The 17,894-nt window shown below is 43.8% G+C and carries 17 protein-coding genes; 13 read left to right on the top strand and 4 right to left on the bottom strand.

From position 1 onward, the window contains the following. The first annotated feature begins 39 nt into the window (after window positions 1-39). From AC1S8V_RS15205 to AC1S8V_RS15235, 7 genes are all read left to right on the top strand, one after another. A complete protein-coding gene (locus tag AC1S8V_RS15205) occupies window positions 40-4,500 on the top strand; it encodes a carbohydrate binding domain-containing protein (protein ID WP_482074300.1) in 4,461 nt (1,486 codons plus the stop codon). Between the two features lie 97 nt (window positions 4,501-4,597). After that, on the top strand, window positions 4,598-4,726 hold the full coding sequence (locus tag AC1S8V_RS15210; RefSeq protein WP_482074301.1) for a DUF6254 family protein: 129 nt from the start codon (window positions 4,598-4,600) through the stop codon (window positions 4,724-4,726). 362 nt (window positions 4,727-5,088) lie between these two features. Beyond that, a complete protein-coding gene (locus AC1S8V_RS15215) occupies window positions 5,089-6,387 on the top strand; it encodes an NCS2 family permease (protein ID WP_482074302.1) in 1,299 nt (432 codons plus the stop codon). A 159-nt stretch (window positions 6,388-6,546) separates the two neighbouring features. Then, window positions 6,547-7,530 (top strand): alpha/beta hydrolase, encoded by a 984-nt coding sequence (locus tag AC1S8V_RS15220; protein WP_482074490.1) that lies wholly within the window; start codon window positions 6,547-6,549, stop codon window positions 7,528-7,530. A gap of 142 nt (window positions 7,531-7,672) precedes the next feature. After that, window positions 7,673-8,437: a MerR family transcriptional regulator gene (locus AC1S8V_RS15225; protein ID WP_482074303.1), complete on the top strand. Its 765-nt coding sequence runs from the start codon at window positions 7,673-7,675 to the stop codon at window positions 8,435-8,437. 11 nt (window positions 8,438-8,448) lie between these two features. Next, window positions 8,449-9,093 carry a GNAT family N-acetyltransferase gene (locus tag AC1S8V_RS15230; RefSeq protein ID WP_482074304.1) on the top strand — a complete coding sequence of 215 codons (645 nt, stop codon included), beginning with the start codon at window positions 8,449-8,451 and terminating at the stop codon, window positions 9,091-9,093. Further along, entirely contained in the window at window positions 9,086-10,102 is a 1,017-nt protein-coding gene (locus AC1S8V_RS15235; RefSeq protein WP_482074305.1) for an alpha/beta hydrolase family protein, read from the top strand. Before AC1S8V_RS15230 ends, AC1S8V_RS15235 begins: the two co-directional genes overlap by 8 nt. Window positions 10,103-10,212: 110 nt before the next feature. Here AC1S8V_RS15235 and AC1S8V_RS15240 read toward each other — a convergent pair whose 3' ends face one another. Further along, on the bottom strand, window positions 10,213-11,565 hold the full coding sequence (locus AC1S8V_RS15240; RefSeq protein WP_482074306.1) for an MATE family efflux transporter: 1,353 nt from the start codon (window positions 11,563-11,565) through the stop codon (window positions 10,213-10,215). Window positions 11,566-11,701: 136 nt separating this feature from the next. Between AC1S8V_RS15240 and AC1S8V_RS15245 the strand changes: the two genes are divergently transcribed. Further along, complete coding sequence (locus AC1S8V_RS15245; RefSeq protein ID WP_482074307.1) at window positions 11,702-12,382, top strand: TetR/AcrR family transcriptional regulator C-terminal domain-containing protein; 681 nt, start codon at window positions 11,702-11,704, stop codon at window positions 12,380-12,382. 124 nt (window positions 12,383-12,506) lie between these two features. On the opposite strand, the gene AC1S8V_RS15250 is transcribed toward AC1S8V_RS15245, so the two are convergent. Beyond that, window positions 12,507-12,770, bottom strand: a complete 264-nt coding sequence (locus tag AC1S8V_RS15250; RefSeq protein WP_482074624.1) for a hypothetical protein — start codon at window positions 12,768-12,770, stop codon at window positions 12,507-12,509. Between AC1S8V_RS15250 and AC1S8V_RS15255 the strand changes: the two genes are divergently transcribed. Next, entirely contained in the window at window positions 12,660-13,826 is a 1,167-nt protein-coding gene (locus AC1S8V_RS15255) for an IS701 family transposase (protein ID WP_482074491.1), read from the top strand. The genes AC1S8V_RS15250 and AC1S8V_RS15255 overlap by 111 nt on opposite strands. Window positions 13,827-14,041: 215 nt before the next feature. Here AC1S8V_RS15255 and AC1S8V_RS15260 read toward each other — a convergent pair whose 3' ends face one another. Both AC1S8V_RS15260 and AC1S8V_RS15265 read right to left on the bottom strand, forming a co-directional pair. Then, entirely contained in the window at window positions 14,042-14,443 is a 402-nt protein-coding gene (locus tag AC1S8V_RS15260) for a VOC family protein (protein ID WP_289389175.1), read from the bottom strand. Between the two features lie 245 nt (window positions 14,444-14,688). Continuing rightward, a complete protein-coding gene (locus AC1S8V_RS15265; RefSeq protein ID WP_482074308.1) occupies window positions 14,689-15,348 on the bottom strand; it encodes a helix-turn-helix transcriptional regulator in 660 nt (219 codons plus the stop codon). Window positions 15,349-15,514: 166 nt separating this feature from the next. Here AC1S8V_RS15265 and AC1S8V_RS15270 point away from each other — a divergent pair, with 166 nt between their 5' ends. From AC1S8V_RS15270 to AC1S8V_RS15285, 4 genes are read left to right on the top strand one after another with little or no spacing between them, the layout of a single operon-like run. Continuing rightward, window positions 15,515-16,873: an MFS transporter gene (locus AC1S8V_RS15270; protein WP_482074309.1), complete on the top strand. Its 1,359-nt coding sequence runs from the start codon at window positions 15,515-15,517 to the stop codon at window positions 16,871-16,873. Window positions 16,874-16,885: 12 nt separating this feature from the next. Continuing rightward, entirely contained in the window at window positions 16,886-17,203 is a 318-nt protein-coding gene (locus AC1S8V_RS15275) for a winged helix-turn-helix transcriptional regulator (protein ID WP_482074310.1), read from the top strand. Between the two features lie 21 nt (window positions 17,204-17,224). Next, window positions 17,225-17,584: a HesB/IscA family protein gene (locus tag AC1S8V_RS15280; RefSeq protein ID WP_482074311.1), complete on the top strand. Its 360-nt coding sequence runs from the start codon at window positions 17,225-17,227 to the stop codon at window positions 17,582-17,584. 21 nt (window positions 17,585-17,605) lie between these two features. Further along, window positions 17,606-17,893 carry a HesB/YadR/YfhF family protein gene (locus tag AC1S8V_RS15285; RefSeq protein ID WP_482074312.1) on the top strand — a complete coding sequence of 96 codons (288 nt, stop codon included), beginning with the start codon at window positions 17,606-17,608 and terminating at the stop codon, window positions 17,891-17,893. Window position 17,894 lies beyond the last annotated feature (1 nt).

A 17,894-nucleotide genomic window follows, 5' to 3' on the forward strand; every position in this document is an offset into this window, starting at 1 on the left:
TGCAAATGCAAGGATAACTGAGCTGAGGGAGGAAGAAGGATGAGAAAAGGACTGGCATGTATGGTGGCATGGAGTTTAATGGCTTCTCTCGTTTATCCAGCAACTGCTGGAGCAGAGAGTGTAAAGGGTCGAGCGGAGGTGGGAAATGTGCAGGCGAAAAGCCTGCACTTCTCTGTTCCCTATACAGACCTGACCGGGCATTGGTCACACTCTGCAGTTACACGGATGCAAGACTTGAATTTATTGAAAGGTTATACGGACGGTACATTCAAGCCCAGTCAGGTCATTAGCCGAGCTGAATTCGTGATGATTTTGGATCGGGCCTTTGGTTTCACTGGTGAGGGGGTGACTGGTTCATATGCGGATATGACTTCAGACGATTGGTACTATGACGTCATGGTACGAGCGAATGGTTCTGGCATCATCGAAGGAACAGACCGTGAACATCTGTCACCGCAACAACCGATTACCCGCCAAGATGCAGCGGTTATGGTGGATCGAGCTTTTCAACTTTCAACGTTTACAAGTGAAGATAGTGAACGATTGAAATTTCAGGATGTAGATGATATTTCCAGCTACGCAAAGAAAGCGCTTACCTATTTAGTAGACGAAAATATTCTTAAAGGCTTCCAAGGCAAATTAAATCCCAAATCCCCGATTACACGTGCAGAGACGGCAGCAATGTTGTCGGCGATGATTGCAGATGTGAAAAGTACTCCTGGTATATATGAGTCCCGGGTGGATGGTAACTTGATTATTAATTCAACGGATGTCACGTTAAAAAATACGATTGTCAATGGAAATCTGCTGCTGGCAGAAGGCATTGGCGAGGGATCTGTTGTTCTTCAGGGCGTAACCGTTACAGGAAGTGTCATCATTAAAGGCGGCGGCAGTCATTCCATCGATATTAGCAACTCCAAGCTGAATCGAGTTGTCGTTGACAAACGTGGGGAACCCGTCAGAGTTGCCATTACGGAAGAAAGTAACATTCAGGAGATGCATGTAATGCAGAGATCCATTCTGGAGATCTATTCAAACAGCCTGATTGATTCCATGAATATTCATGCAGAAGCGAGTCAGACCCGAATGGATACCGAAGGTACGATCCAAAAATTGAGTGTAGATGCCATTGATGTTGTGATCAACGGAGAGAAAGTAAAACAAGGATTGCGCACATCCTTGGTGGGTGAAGCACAAAAACCTGCTTCATCACAGCCTGGTGGTTCAACAAATGTGACAAGCACACCCACACCATCTTCTCCAGACGGGCAATCACCGTCTACACCATCGATCCCAAGCAATCCTGCGGGCGAAAAACCGGTTCCCGCAACAACGATTCCGCATGATCAATGGGAGCTGGTCTGGAATGATGAGTTTAACGGGCCTGCGATTGATGCTTCCAAATGGACCGTGCAGGATACAGGACTGGTCTATAACAATGAATTGCAGTATTACAGCCCGGATAATACTCGCATTACGAAAGATCAGAATCGAAGCGTGTTGCAGATTGAAGCGAAAAAGGGTCCGAAAAATGGTAAGGATTACAGCTCTGGCAAACTGATCTCCATGGGAAAAGGCGACTGGACCTACGGTAAAGTAGTTGTACGTGCGAAGCTTCCTATTGAAAAAGGCATGTGGCCTGCCATATGGATGATGCCAACAGATGAAGCACATTATGGTGGATGGCCTGCCTCTGGAGAAATCGATATTATGGAGCTAATTGGTGGCAAAGAGAGTAATAACAAGGTATATAGCACATTGCATTATGACAGTGTGAAGCCTGACGGCTCCCATGGACACGATCAGGGAAGCCTTACTCTTCCGAAGGGAGAAACTTTTGCTGACGATTATCATGATTTCCAGGTGGAATGGTTGCCGGGCATGATTCGCTTCTATGTGGATGGAAAGCTGCATCATGAAGTGACCAACTGGCAAACGAAGGCCGCGGGCCAACCCGAGTATTATACGTTCCCTGCACCATTTGATCGTCCATTCTATCTGATTCTCAATTTGGCAGTTGGAGGAGACTGGCCGGGCTCACCTGAAAGCAACTTCACTTCCGAAAAGATGAATGTTGATTTTGTGCGTGTATATTCTTACAAAAATCTAAACACATGGCCTGATGTAACAACAAATCCGATAGAGCCTGCACAACAGCGTGAACCACAAGCCGATGGCAATCAAATCTACAATGATCGTTTTTCGGAAGGGTCTGAAGAAAATGGAGTGCCTCTGCAGTGGAAATTCATCACAAATGCTGATGGAGCTGGCAGTGTCAAAGTTATAGAAGATGATCAAAAAGGAAAAGCAGCACAAGTTACGATTGATGCATCGGGTACTGAAAACTACTCCGTTCAACTCACTCAGATGCCCATGCATATCAAGAAAAACAAAAAGTACAAAATACAGTTTGATGCGAAGGCATCTGCTGACCGTACAATCATGTCCAAAGTGAACCAATTCGAAAAAAGCTGGACGAATTATTCGGGCGATAACACCTTTACACTCACGACAGATTGGCAATCTTATGACTATACTTTCAATATGCGGGATGGCTCGGATAACAATGCCAGATTCGAATTTAATCTGGGGCTGGATGATACGACCGTTTGGCTTTCCAATGTCAGGCTGATCGAGGTGGGTGAGGCTGACCCGCTAACTGTCGAACGAAACGCGCTACCTGATGGTAACTTTATTTACAATGGCACATTCGATCAAGGCAAGGAACGTCTGGGATTCTGGTCAAGCAGCATTCAGGACAATGCGGCAGCCAATATTAGTGTAAATAACTTTTCGAAATTCCCGATTATGGAGCGTCAGCTAGTTGTTGATGTTACTCAAACGAATGGTGACCCACAGCAAGTTTCGGTGAACCAACCGGAGCTGAAGCTTGAGGCGAATACAACGTATGGTTTCTCCTTAGATGCCAAGGCAGATACACCGCGAAGCATCGACATTGATGTTGTCAGTAGTAATGGGCATACAGTACAGGTTCATCAAGGACAAAACCTCTCCTTGAACCAAGAAATGAAAACATTTACCGGAGAAATCATCATTGGAGATGGAGCATCAATCGCACAATCCGAGCTAAGACTGTTATTCGGCAGTTCTAAAGGTAAGGTATATGTGGACAATGTCCGTCTGACGAAACGCGGAAAACCTCTGTCAGTGAATGGCTACGCACATGTTCCTGCAACCGAAGCCTGGATGATGCAGGGCTTACAACTGGAGGACTCCGTAGAAGGAGGAAAACATGTCAGTTACATGGATCAGGGAGATCTGCTGCAATATAAAATCGATGTAGCTCACGATGGAGTATATGTTCTGTCTGCCCGAATGGCCAGTGGAAAAAGTGATTCCAAGGTTCAGTTCAGCATTCAGGATGAACAAGGTACAACCGTTGCACAATCAGACCTGAGTCTCGGAGACACGGGTGGATGGCAAGCATATACAACGGTGTATTTTCCAGGGGTCAACTTGACAGCAGGAAAACCCTATTATGTGAATTTTGAAGGGGCAGATTATAATACACGTTGGGTGGATATTTCACAAAACAAAATTCAGAACAGTGAGCTAACAGCTGATCTGAATCATTGGGAGCTAATTCCTAATCATCTGACAGCCTCACATGGCGAGGGCGAAGGATTAACGATTAAATTGCCTGGTACAAGTGAACATTGGTGGGATGCTTTGTTGCAACAAGGTCAGATCAAACTTGATGCAAACAAAACGTACCGACTTACCTTCGAGGCATCTGCTTCAAGTCCTAAATCCATGCAAGCGGTTCTTTCTCAGAATGCAGGGGATTTTGTGAAGTATTTTGAAGAAGAAGTGGAATTAACCGCGGATCAAAAGTCGTATACTTATACCTTCACCATGGGAGATACCTCGGATTCGGCAGCCATGCTTGCATTCGGATTAGGTTATCCGCTATCTACAGACGAACAACACTCGATTAACATCCATAACGTTCAGTTATATGAAGTTAATCCGAATGCAGATCAAGGAGGGCAGCCAGCTCATGTTAACCTTATTCCCAATGGAGACTTCTCCAAAGGTAAGGAAGGCTGGTTTACCCACGCGGATGGTAATGCAGCGGACCTTGAGATGCAAGTTAGCAATCAACAACTTCATGCCAAGATTGGTCATGCAGGGCAGCATCCATGGGATCGTCAGGTTATCAATGAAGGATTTGGCATCCAGAAGGGTTTTAAGTACAAACTTACGTTTAGAGCCAAAGCCGAGAAGTCCAGAAAATTGGGTTTGGGTATTGGATGGGTCGATGCAGCATCGAATTATGAGTGGCATGGTTTCTTTGGGGCACGAGTTGATTTGAATCCAGAAGAACAGGAGTTCACGTTTACATTTGATGCAACAGAAGACAGCTATGCGAATACTCGAATCTCATTTGATCTGGGTAATATTGACGGTGTGCAAGATGGCAACACAACCGTATCATTGTCCGAGGTCAGTTTGATCAATCTGGGTCCTGCCAATTAACTTCTGAATTCTCTAAATGCATGCAGAATAAAGTTGGCCAGGAATGACATCATAAAGAAGTAGTATATATCTCAGTTTCCAGAGGAGGATATCTTTTATGGCTAACCAGAAGAAAAGAAAAGAAGCTGCCTGGAAGTCACGAAAGCAAGAACAGCATCCCCATGGTAAAATCAAATCGCTTAAAGAATTATCCAGCGAATATGAAGAGAAACCTACTACGAATTAAGCAAAAGACTGTCAGTGAACATTGCTGGCAGTCTTTCTTCATATGTTGCAGACATTGAGCAATAAGTACATACTCTGTTCTAAAAACGAATGAAGACAAGCTATAATGTCTGTATAGTTCGTAAATAACTGTGAACAAATCGTTAATTCATTGACATTGCATGTCATTTTAATTAGAATACGAAATGGACTTCAGGTTGAAACAGATATGAGTATCTTTATGTTTAGTTTAGAGCTTAGCTGTTGAATCTTTAAATCCTAACAACGAATATAGGAGCGATAATATTACAATCCTATATGAAGATTAGGATTTTTTGTTTTTAGCTTTGGAGTATAATTTGAAAGTTGGAGGCTGGCTTTACCATGGACAAATGGTTCAAACTTAAAGAACGAGGCACGAGCATTCCCACAGAAATTATCGCAGGGGTTACAACATTCTTCACAATGGTATACATAGTTATCGTAAACCCAGGAATACTCAGCAGCACGGGGATGGACTTTAACGGAGTATTCATAGCAACAGTACTGGCAAGTATTGTGGGAACTCTGATTATGGGGATATGGTCCAATTATCCGATCGTCATTGCACCGGGTATGGGTCTCAATGCATTCTTTGCCTATAGCGTAGTTGCCGGGTATGGCGTGTCATGGCAGGTTGCACTGGGAGCCGTATTTATAGCAGGAATTTTGTTTATTATTTTATCGCTGACTTCATTCCGTTACATGTTGCTGGATGCCATTCCTGCAAGCTTGAAACATGCCATAACCGCAGGGATCGGATTGTTTATTACAACGGTAGGTTTGCAAAACGCCGGAATTATTGCTGATTCAGAATCGAATTTAATTACGATCGGGAACTTGGCTGAGCCAATGGCTTATCTGACCATTATCGGATTGATTATTACCGTTGTGCTGATGGCTTACAATGTAAAAGGTTATCTGTTCATCGGAATGGTGGTTACAGCGATACTTGCCTGGATCATGGGACTATTCCAAATGCCGGAATCCATTGTATCCATGCCTCAAGGCCTCTCGTCAACGGCTCTGCAACTGGATCTGGCAGGCGTATTCTCGAATGGCTTGTACACGATCATATTTACCTTCTTGTTGATCACACTGTTTGATACGACGGGCACGATGCTCGGCGTTGCTGAACAAGCAGGACTACTGAAGGATGGGAAATTCCCGCGTTCGCGCGGTGCACTATTGGCAGATGCAGTAGGAACAACCTCAGGCGCTTTGCTCGGAACAAGCCCAACATCGGCTTATATCGAGTCCAGCACAGGGGTGGCTGCAGGAGGAAGAACGGGACTGACGGCGGTAACGGTAAGTGTGCTTCTTGCTCTGACGTTATTCTTCACACCGATTGTAAGTGTAATATCAAGCATTCCGGCGATCACTTCTCCGGCACTGATCATTGTTGGGTATTTTATGATTAACGTTATCAGCAAAATCAAATGGGATGATCTCGAAGAAGCATTTCCTGCCTTCCTGATTACCATCCTTACTCCATTGACGCATAGTATTGCGACAGGCATTGGGATAGGTTTCATCTTTTATCCGGTACTCAAGCTGCTTCGTGGAAAAGGTAAAGATGTTCATCCGATATTCTACATTTTTGCGGTATTGTTCTTCATCCAGCTTGTGTTCCTGGACCACTAAGAACTGTCTTATTCTACAGAGAACTGCTCTCAACAAGCAGTTCTCTTTTTTTTGTAGTTCATACTCCGTTCATATTGTCGTCACGAAGGGTACATCTTGCACGGTTACACTAGACCTATGTCGCAAGAGCGGCTCTACAGATATAAAGGACAGGAGAAGATGGATGTGGAGAAAACAGTGGAAGTAACAACAACGGGGACTAAGGGCCGTAAAATACGGAACTTATGGTTAAAAATAATAGGTGGTATTGTCGGCGCGCTGGTGCTGTTCATGGGCATCACGTTTGTCGTTCATACGATAAGTAATGGGGCCGAGAAAAAGAAAATCGAATCGTACGGCCAATATGTTAATGTCGATGGGAAGAATATGAATGTGTCCATTCAAGGCAGCGGCGAACAAACCATCGTGCTACTTCCCGGACAAGGAACCCCGTCACCAGTACTTGATTTCAAATTGTTAATCGATGAATTGACGCCTGATTACAAAGTTGTGGCGATTGAGCCTTTCGGTTATGGGTTAAGCGATCAAACCGAAACGGAGAGAACCACCGAGAATATCGTTAGTGAAATTCATGAAGCTGTAGAGCAGCTCGGTATAGACCGTTATATTCTGATGGGGCATTCCATCACGGGACTGTACGCAGCGACTTATGTGAACACGTATCCGGATGAAGTTTCTGCTTTTGTCGGTATTGACAGCAGTGTTCCGAATCAACCTGGCATGGATGTTAATTTACCTTTGAACCTAATGAAATTCCTTCAAAAATCGGGCCTAATGAGAGTCCTTCAAGCAGTGAGCGGTGATTCATATGCATCACTTGCATACGATGAACATACCAAAGAACAGATGAAGTTGATTTCGAATCAAGTCTCAACGAATCCGACATTAGTAGATGAGCTTAAACACCTGGGTTCCAATTTCAAAAATGGAGAAAAACTCACGTATCCTCGTGATCTGCCAGTGCTTCTCTTTGTTCTTTCCAATAACGAGAAAAACCCGCAGTGGATTCCGCTACATGAAGAACAAGCCAAACAATCCGCGCAGGGCAAAATGATCCCAATGGAAGGTTCACATTCCCTGCATCATACGAAATATAAAGAAATTACCGAGGAATTCAAATCTTACATGAAACAAATCCAATAGGATGATTGATTAATAAACTGCGGTACCGAATCTGGTGCCGTGGTTTTTTTGTTATCAGGAGGGGCTAAAATAAAGACTTGACCTTAGGTCAGGCCTAAGGTTTATGCTTGTATTGTGAAAAACAGCAAAGGCGGTGAAAAGGTTGAGTGATGAAATTACGATTAGCGAGCTGGCAAAGCTGATGAAAGTCTCTGTGCATCAAATTCGATACTTCGAAGAAAAAGGGGTGTTGGCCCCTGCTTATATAGCAGAAAACCAATACAGGATGTATGGGGTAGATGAAATTTACCGTCTATCTCATATTTTGTTGCTTCGCAAAATGGGACTGTCTGTTCAAATGATCAAGGAATGTTTGAGTAATCTGACATCCGTTCAAATCACATCATTATTTCGCCAAGCGTTGGCAGACACGGAAGCAGCCATCACTCAGCTTCAGCAAACAAAGCACCTTATCAGCAAGTTGTTGCATGAGAAAAAGCATATCCCACTTGAGGATCAAGTGACTTATTATATTGATACTCGTGAGGAGATTCACTTATCCCTGTGGTTCCATATGGAAGCGCAAGGGTACTTGCAAGCAAGGCAACTGACCCAACTTAAAGAAAACATTCCCAATTTATTTGAAGCCGACATCCATTATGCGTACGATGAGACGGACACCGTAGGAATTTATACACAAAAGGAGGGAGCGAACGATTTAGTTTTGCCTAGAGGAAAATATCTTTCTCGTCATGTATATGTACAAATTGAAGCTGAACTCAAAGAACATATCAACGAATTCTATGCTTATGCAGAACACCAGGGCTATCCGTATCACGGTCCACTTATTATGGTAGAGAAATCTTATTTATCTTTATTCACCCCAGAAAAGCTCCATTATGAGCTCTTGTTACAAATAATTGATTAGGGAGGCACACAGTGACGACTTCTATACAGATAGAACCTGTTCGTCCCCCGTTTCATCAAGCTGTTGCCGAACTCATGGCTTATGGTTTCGGACACAAATTTCAAAAGATCACTTCATTGTCCATAATTGATCTGGCTTACGCATTTGAACAGTTGCTCAATCATCCGCCCATGGAACAAAGTACTCTTCGAGTCATTGCTCGTGAAAATGAGGAGATTGTTGGCACCATGTGCTTTAAATGGAAGGAAGCAGATAACAGAGCAGCAATAACAAGCGTTCGTGCCAATCCTCATTGGTGGAGCCAGTGCAATAGAGTTGGCATGTGGAAACTGCTTCAGTTAATAACTGGTTTACATCTGCTGAAGCATACTCCTACATTAGGCGAATGTTATGTGGAAGATCTGGTTGTACATCCACAGCACCAAGGCAAGGGAATTGGTACGCAGTTGCTTCAATGGGCACAGAAATATATGTTGCAATCCAAATCAATATCATTTCTTAGCTTGCATGTGGCAAGTCAGAATCATCAAGCGATACAGTTATATGAACGCTATCAATTTCGCAAGCAGTATAGCACAAACAGCTTTCTGACCGGCCTGCTCTTAGGCGAAAACCAATGGCATTACATGATTTACAAAGGAGATAGTTATGTTTAATTGGAAAAAACGATACATTTCAGTTATTGTATCAATCTTACTGATGGTTGGTGCAGGACTGTACATAGTCGATCAAAGTGATTTTGACATGGAGGAACAAACCATTGAAATTCAATCTCCACAGGGTAAGTTAACAGGTACGCTCACGTTACCCAGAAACCATTCAGGCAAGCTAGGTCTAGTACTGTTTATTCACGGTGACGGTCCGATAGACTCTACTCATGGTGAGGGATACAAACCGTTGTGGGAGCGACTGGCATCGATCGGGTATGCATCCTTGTCGCTAGATAAACGGGGAATCGGGGGATCGGAGGGAAACTGGCTAGATCAAAGCATGGATGATCGTGTTGTGGAGGCACAGCAAGCTATTGCATGGGCGAAAGAACAATCCATCATTGATGATTCCAAAATAGGCGTATGGGGTGCCAGCCAAGCAGGCTGGGTGATTCCTAAGCTTGCTGGGAAAGAACATCTCGCCTTCAGTATCTTGGTATCACCAGCGATAAACTGGTTGGAACAGGGAGAATACAACACACGCAGCCAAATGGCGAAAGATGGTCATTCCCCCGAGGAGATTCAAAATCAGGTCGATTATGAAAACCAGATTAAAGAGATTTTAAAAAAACATGGCACATATGAAGAGTATACCAAGATTGCTCGAGAGGATGATCTGATCTCCAAAGAACGCTGGAACTTCATAAGAAAAAATTTCGCTTCTGATGCCACGAAGAATTTGCATTATTTCAAAACACCTGTATTACTTCTGCTTGGAGAAGATGATGTGAATGTGGACATTGTTGATACAGAGCAAGCATACCGTAAAGGAATTCAGCCATCTTCCTTGCTTCATGTGAAAATCTTCTCTGACACAGAACATTCGATGTTACCAACCTCTATTGCAGGCTCGGAATGGAAACAATCACTACGATTTCTGTTTGCTCCGAGAAGCATTACAGTGGATGGGTATATGGATGAAATAGAACATATGTTGACCACGTTTTCCTTATAACAGACGGTTTACGATCTCTTCGTATCACCAGATAGATAATTGTCATTTGGAAATGAAAGAGCAGGGTCAGGGAGCGCCCTTATCCTGCCTTTTTGCGTGTTATATATTATCTACTGTACCAAATGTTCCAAATCCGGTTGCAATTTGGTCCGCAAAACATATAGCATCACGGCCCCAACAAGGAACACCACGGCATCCGCAATAACGAGCGACCAGATCACTCCATGAAAGCCGTTCATATGATTAGCGATATACAATACAGGAATCAGCGTAATTCCTTGAATTATGGACATGACAAACGCGGCAGTTCCTTGGGCTGTTGCTTGGAAGATCCCCACAAACAATGAAGTCATTCCTGTAATGAACAAGGATAAAAAGGTCACATGGAGAATGTAGCTACCCATTTCAATTAATTGCGGGTCAGTCGTAAATAAACCAATTAAGTGATCGGAAATCAGATAGACGACAACACCGAACAGGACAGCTAAGCCCAAAATAGCTTTGATCGTGAATCCAATGGTTTGTTTCATGCGTAATTTGTTCGCTGTGAATGAGAAGGCAATCAACGGCACAACTCCCTCGCACAAACCCATCAGAATAAACTCAGGAAATTGCAATAAACGTGATGAGATTCCATACCCCGCAACGGCCTGATCTCCATATTCAACAAGAAAAAGGTTAAGAATAAGCGACATTGCACCCAAGAAGACACTCATAACAAAGACGGGAACTCCAATTTTCAATACATTGCTCAGGATGTCCTTGGTCACCTTGAACCATTTCAGGGAGACGGTTAAGAATTGACTCTTATAACTCATATGGTAAGCGTAAAATGCACTCGCAACCAAGTTGGAGATGACGGTAGCAGATGCAACGCCAATCACGCCCCAATGGAAGACAAAAATGAATAGCGCATCGAGGATAATATTTATAACAACACTGAGAATCATACCGGTCATTGAGGTGATTGCTGAACCTTCTGAGCGCACGATATTCTCCAGCGTGAAGAATAAGATGACGAAGGGTGAACCCACAAGCATAATCGTGACATAGTCTTTCGTAAATCCGAACGACTCCGGTGTTGCGCCCAGCCCATGAACGATTGGTTCGATCAGCGGGAGGCCAACGGTAATCACAATAATTCCGAGAACTAAACTACTGTAAAAGGCGAATGAAGATACATGCTTGAGATCATCCACTTTTTTCTCTCCCAGCAAACGAGAGATGAATGTACCACTACCTATACCAATTAAGGTGCCTAACGCCATAATAACCGCAAATAACGGTAAAGTTAGTGCGAGTGCAGTTAACATTGCCGTATTACCCAGTGTGCCAAGGAAATAGGCATTCAAGATGGAGTAAATAACACTCATTGACGTGCCTAGCATCATTGGGACAGCAAAGTGAGCTACGGCTTTGGCGATCGGTGCTTTTTCAAAGTAATGGAGGTTTTCTGCATCCATGTGGGTCACTACTTTCTTCGTTAATATTGATCTAATCTAACACCGTTAGATTGAACCTTACAGTGTTAGATGTTATCATGAACTTATGAACCTGTAAAGCATAAACTTACACTGTTAGATAAAAGGGCGGATACCGATGAAAAAACAACAGCCTCAGATTTCGGAAGATAAGATTTTGCAAACTTCGTGGGAGCTTTTGGCGGAAGAGGGCATCGAGAAATTCAGCATGAGACGCTTGGCAGACAAGCTGGGGATTCAGGCTCCATCTCTATACTGGTACTTCAAGAGCAAGCAGACACTCTACCAACGGCTGGACAACCAGATATCTAAAATTATTTTGGACGAGTTTCACACTGAAGGAGAATGGAAGGAGCAGATGGAGGGGCTTGCGGTAACGATACGGAGTGTGCTCAGCAGATATCCGTGCTCCACACAACTTATGATGATGACGCTGCCTCACGAGCCGGACATGATCCGCTTTACCAATCGTATGTTGCTCTGCATGGAATCAACGCCACTAGAGCAAGAGCAGAAATTACAGGCAGTTCTTACACTTGTCAATTATGTATTCTATTTCGTACTGGACGATTATCAGCATCAGCGCAATATATCTGCAGTTATTAAGGACCAGGAAGCACTTCAGGGTGAAGAGATGATTCGCCTTCTGGATTCTATGAGCGAGAAGGAAGCTGGTATGTTCAGCAGGATGTATAAGAACGGTATGTTTGAGGTGATGGGAACCGACGGAGCTTTCGAGTTCGGCTTGAAGCTGATTTTGTTGGGGATCGAACAAGTGGTAAAGGAACATGAGAAGTAGAAGTGTGAAGAAATGGAGAAAGTAACGAGGATTACCAGGTGGTGAATGAATATGTAAAATAACTTGAGTCTTGTAAAAAACGTGCTGTCGGACAAATGGAATTAAAGTCAAATCGTTAGAACTTTTATCGAATAGGCAGACAGAAGAAGGACATCCAGCCTTGTTGGAGAAATTGTCGTTTACCAAGACCACAATTTCCAGATAAAGGAGATGTCCCACTCTTATGGTATCCCTCTACCTGCCCATCGTCAAGTTTATTTTGTCTCTCCACTTGCACATGTCGAAGCCGCAGCTCAGCCATCTGTTTACGCTTGTTCAAGGCATCATTCTCTGTGCCGGAAGGAAGAATATCACTCAAATTCAGCATGCGGCCAAGGGGAATCGTCATTTAAGCAGTACGACGAATTTTCTGAATCATTCACCTTGGTGTGTAAATCGGATGCAACGACGGCGTATGGAGAGGATCATGAAGCAGATTTCTGCTAAATCGGGTGATACACGAACTCCTGTATTCCTCATCGTGGACGACACGTGTTGCAAGAAAGACAAATCGACCAAGAAAATGGAGGCACTCAGCTTTCAATATGCTCATGAAGCCGGGAAATCGGTGTGGTGCCATTGCCTGGTCACTACACATGTGGTTGCTGCAGAGGGCTCGTATGCTTGGGATTTTCGGCCGTACTATCCCGAGAAGTACTGCCAATCTCAGCGTCTGCCTTTCCAGAGCAAAAATGATTTGGCGCTAGAGATGGTCGAGGCGTTTCCCATTTCAAAGGATGAACGGGTCTACGTCCTCATGGATAGCTGGTACACCAGCGAAAAGGTGATTAACGCGTGTAACCGTAAAGGATTTCATGTCATTGCCGCCGTCAAAACCAATCGCCGGATTCGCCCGGCAGGAATTAACATGCCTTTAGATGATTTCGCTCAGCAGTACATTCGCAAGTCTGACCTCCACTCCGTTACGGTAGAGGATCAGGGAAGGTACTGGGTCTACCCTTACGAGGGTCCGGTGAGCAGCATCGAAAACGTCAAACTGTTGCTGTCCTGGAAGGACGAATACACCGTTTCGAGCAAGCCGCAGGTTTGTCTCCTGTGTACGGATCTGTCTTTGGATCTCGTTACGATTCAAAGGTATTATCACGTGCGCTGGAATATCGAGACGGGATATCGATACTTTAAGGAACTGCTCGGCTTTGACCAGTACCAATTGCTTTCGTTTCGCGGTATTGAACGCTTTTGGGCGATCCAGTTCTTGACGCAGAATTTCTTGGAGTATCAGCGGCAAGAGTGGATGAAGCATGCGTCGAATCTCACCCTAGGTGATGTGGTACGTCGCATTCGAGAAGAGCATTTCGGGCAAATGATTGTCTTCGTGTATCAACAAGCATTAGAAAAGAAGCCTCTTTTCGACATTCTGAAATTGCTTCGGTTGTCTGCCTAAATCGCTCGATCCCCCAACACACGACAGGTCTGCCTTTTTCAAGACATTCAGGTCAATTTTGCAAGACTCAAGTAAAATAACAAAGAATGATAACAACAATTTGTCTAAAGTAGTGGCTAGTTGTTGTTATCATTTTTGTTGTTGAAGGATCAAGAAAATGATTCTATCGGAATCTGCAGCGCCAGTGACCTTAAACAAGGACCGGCGTTTTCATATTAGTTTTTAGGCATTTTGCTCTCATCCATATACAATAGGTTCCAGCGGTGACCGTCCAGGTCGGCAAATCCTGCCCCATACATCCAGCCGTCTATTTCACCCGGCTTGCCAAAGATGGTTCCTCCAGCTAACTCCACTTTTTCAATAAAAGCATCAACTTCTTCTCTGCTGTCAGCACCAATCGAAAATATCACTTCTGCGCTATGGGAAGTATCTGCGGTTTTGGCACCTGTAAATTTCTCAAACGTTGCATCCGGAAACAGCAGAATCGTTGTTGAGCCTATGACAAGCTGGGCTCTCTCGTTGCCAACATTCTCCCCATGGAATCCAATCTCATTGAAAAAGGTAGTGGATTTCACAACATCTTTCACCGGCAGGTTCATCCAGATTTTTTGTGACATGGCTGTAGCCTCCTAGAGTATATTTTCAACACTCTTACTATACTCTACCTAAATTCAAAATTACATAATTGGGTACGTACGATAATGAAAGAGTTAGAAATAACTGGGATAATGAAGGATAATTTAGAGAAATCTGCATTGTAGTGAAGGGATGATTTTATATTGATAGATCACGATAATCTCGAAGAGTAGTCAATTCAAAATCGAAACCAAAAGAGCAATCTCCAATGAGGTTGCTCTTTTGGTCATGGCTTATTTTGCCTAACGGTGTATACGCAGTTTCTTCCTCCGGCTAAAATGTATTCTCCCCGTTCAATATGAACATGATCGCCTAGAACCGTTTTGAATAAATGTAACTCATTCTTGCATAAACCGGTACATACCGCGGCTGCTTCACAGATGGGACAATGCTTCTCAATGAATAGGAGACTGCCATCATCCTGCTCCTTAACTTCAGCCATATAACCTTCATTGGTACGAATCTCAGCCAATTTCTCCAATCTCTCTCTAACTCCTGATGAATCGCCAAGATGCTGAAGATATTGTTCTTGCATATTTTTATTTCGAACATCCAGCAGCTTGTCCAGCCCTTCATGACCAAAAGCTTCTTTCATCGAATGGATGAGGCTGACGGATAAATCCGAATATCCACTTGGAAAAAAACGATTAGCCGCGGGAGTTAATATCCATAGCTTGGTGGGGCGACCCATGGGACGGGCCTCTTCCACAGTTGTAACCAATCCTTCTCCTTTTAGCGCATTCAGATGTTGACGAATAGCCATTCCGGATAACGAAAACTGGGAGGAGAGTGCGACAACATCCATTCCCCCACGCTCTTTTAACAGATTAATAATTGCTCTCCGGGTACTGGTCGAGACATCCTTTTTAGTTTGATTTCCGCTCATGGTGCACCTCCTTTTGAAACAACTGAATCTACATCACTAACTACATTTTAAACAAAAATGTTGACAAAGTCAAAGCCGAACTGTAGCTTAGACATTATAAACAAAAATGTTTACTAAGTATCCGGATACGATGTATACATACCATTTTTCTTGGAGGTCACATTTCATGTCGTCTAATCATCAAAGTATTTTCAGCCCGCGTTATTTTGCACTATCCATAGGGATTATTTTATCGGTGATGGCCGTTGGATTCGAAGGTCTATCCGTAACCACCATTGCTCCTTCGATTGCTGGAGACTTGAACGGCCTTAGCCTGTTCGGGTGGATATTCAGTACATACCTGCTTGCGCAGATTATCGGAACACTGGTCGTCGGTCGAATCATTGATAAAAGAGGACCTGCAGCACCGTTCACTTTTGCACTTCTGTTGTTTATCGTAGGGCTGATCGCTGCCGCAACCGCAGGCGATATGTATACCATGATAGGATCACGGGCCCTGCAGGGTTTGGGTGCCGGAGCTATGATGACTTGTGTGTATACGGCTATATCCTTAAGTTACCCGGATGAGTTACGTGCCAAAATTCTTGGAGCATTTGGTACTGCCTATGTTCTTCCGTCCATGCTTGGTCCATATGTAGCCGCTCTTATCGCAGATCAGTGGTCCTGGCGCTTTGTTTTCTGGGGGATCTTACCTGTGCTAGTGGTTTCAGCATTGCTTAGTTTACCTGCCTTTAGGAAATTGAAAGTGCAGAAGACGGGAGGGGATAGCGGATCTTCATCCACTTGGATGGCGTTACTCTTAACGTTAGGTACAGGGATTTTCCTGGTAGGTCTAAGTATGCTTCCGAGCATTATGGGATTTGTTTTAGTCATCATTGGCCTAGTATTGATGTTATTTCCGCTACGTAAATTGCTACCGAAGGGAACACTTACGTTGCGTAGAGGAATGCCAGCAATTCTGGCAACACGTGGGTTGTTCTTCGCTGCCTATACCAGCACACAGAATTTCCTGGTATTAGCTCTAATCGACGTGAAAGGAATTACACCTTCACAGGCCGGATTAATTGTCGCGAGTGCTGCATTAAGTTGGTGTATCATTGCGTATCTGCAAGGACGGTGGGATGCGGCAGATCAAGGCCGTGGACGTCATATGAGAATCATTCTTGGGGTATTGCTGCTTGCGATAGGGATTGCCATCGTATTTTGGGTACCTGTTGTGACCGTTACCATCGCAGTTCTTGGTCAGATCATTGCAGGAGTCGGTATTGGATTGGCGCATCCGATTAGCGGTGTTGTCGCATTTTCCCAAACGGGGGAAGAAGGCGTTGGCCAAACCTCGGCCAATCTGCAATTTGCAGATTCTTTTACACCTGGCGTAGTGATCGGCATTGGTGGTTCCATTCTTGTCGTGTGTCAGGCTGGCGGGATGTCACTTCAATCCGGCTTAATTGTAGCCATGGGTTTCCATCTCTTGTTGATCGTCATGAGTATCATTGCCAGCACTCGGATCTCATCACGCGGATGAATAAGAAAGTGGGTGTACAGACCATTGTTCACTGAAGATCCGAATAAAATATTCACAGCTTATCGTATCATTGGAACGAAATGGACGATCCATATATTATGCATTCTTTCTCATGGTCCGAAGAGATTCGGTGAAATATTCGAAAGCATTCCTTCCATTTCCGAAATGATCCTCTCCAGACGTTTAAAGGGTCTTCAACAGGATCATTTGGTCAAAAGAACAATACTGAGACGCCCTACACATATCATTTATGAACTTACGCCAAAAGGAGTTGCTCTTGCTACATTCATACCCTGTCTTATGGACTGGGATACCAGGTTCTCAAAATGATACCGTCAGGGAGGAATGAAGATGATCATCGAGGTCAGTGATAATGCTTCAGAAAAAATCGTCGAAATCTTATTGAGTGCAAATATCCAAAATCCCTTCCTTAGAGTAGGCGTTGATGAAGGGGGATGCAGTGGTTTATCGTATACCCTTATCGTGGATGAGCAGCAGGCAGAAGAAGACATTGTGTTAAATAAAAAGCAATTTAGGATATTGGTTCACACCAATAGTATTCCATATATTGATGGGCTTGAGATTGACTATGAAGAAAGTGGGATGGTAGGCGGATTCACCATGAATAATCCAAATGCAAAAGTGTCGTGTGGATGCGGAGCCAGTTTCAGAATGGCCAATTATCGTGGCGAAGTGAAGAAATGTGATTAATTAAGGAAGGAGTGCAGAGCAATGATCTCATTTGTAGTATCTGATAAAGCGATCAATTCATTTAAGAATGAATGGGAATTGGAAGAGGAGCAATATGTAAGAATTTATGCGAAATATGTCGGAGGAGGCTCCGATGCTTTTACGATTGGCATAAATGCGAGTGCTACACCGATCGATCCCGCATTGGTTCAATCCATTGAAGGCTTTCATTTCTTTGTTGAAAAAACAGATGCCTGGATCTTAGAGGATGGACTTCTCCAAATTGATTGTAATGAAAATGGCATATTTTCAAGCAAAATCTCCTATTGAA

The organism is Paenibacillus sp. B46(2026) (assembly GCF_056786355.1).

Coding starts and splice junctions, on each gene's coding strand:
- AC1S8V_RS15205 (WP_482074300.1), top strand. CDS start 40: ATGAGAAAAGGACTGGCATGTATGGTGGCATGGAGTTTAATGGCTTCT.
- AC1S8V_RS15210 (WP_482074301.1), top strand. CDS start 4,598: ATGGCTAACCAGAAGAAAAGAAAAGAAGCTGCCTGGAAGTCACGAAAG.
- AC1S8V_RS15215 (WP_482074302.1), top strand. CDS start 5,089: ATGGACAAATGGTTCAAACTTAAAGAACGAGGCACGAGCATTCCCACA.
- AC1S8V_RS15220 (WP_482074490.1), top strand. CDS start 6,547: ATGGATGTGGAGAAAACAGTGGAAGTAACAACAACGGGGACTAAGGGC.
- AC1S8V_RS15235 (WP_482074305.1), top strand. CDS start 9,086: ATGTTTAATTGGAAAAAACGATACATTTCAGTTATTGTATCAATCTTA.
- AC1S8V_RS15240 (WP_482074306.1), bottom strand. CDS start 11,565: ATGGATGCAGAAAACCTCCATTACTTTGAAAAAGCACCGATCGCCAAA.
- AC1S8V_RS15245 (WP_482074307.1), top strand. CDS start 11,702: ATGAAAAAACAACAGCCTCAGATTTCGGAAGATAAGATTTTGCAAACT.
- AC1S8V_RS15255 (WP_482074491.1), top strand. CDS start 12,660: ATGTCGAAGCCGCAGCTCAGCCATCTGTTTACGCTTGTTCAAGGCATC.
- AC1S8V_RS15250 (WP_482074624.1), bottom strand. CDS start 12,770: ATGACGATTCCCCTTGGCCGCATGCTGAATTTGAGTGATATTCTTCCT.
- AC1S8V_RS15260 (WP_289389175.1), bottom strand. CDS start 14,443: ATGTCACAAAAAATCTGGATGAACCTGCCGGTGAAAGATGTTGTGAAA.
- AC1S8V_RS15265 (WP_482074308.1), bottom strand. CDS start 15,348: ATGAGCGGAAATCAAACTAAAAAGGATGTCTCGACCAGTACCCGGAGA.
- AC1S8V_RS15270 (WP_482074309.1), top strand. CDS start 15,515: ATGTCGTCTAATCATCAAAGTATTTTCAGCCCGCGTTATTTTGCACTA.
- AC1S8V_RS15280 (WP_482074311.1), top strand. CDS start 17,225: ATGATCATCGAGGTCAGTGATAATGCTTCAGAAAAAATCGTCGAAATC.
- AC1S8V_RS15285 (WP_482074312.1), top strand. CDS start 17,606: ATGATCTCATTTGTAGTATCTGATAAAGCGATCAATTCATTTAAGAAT.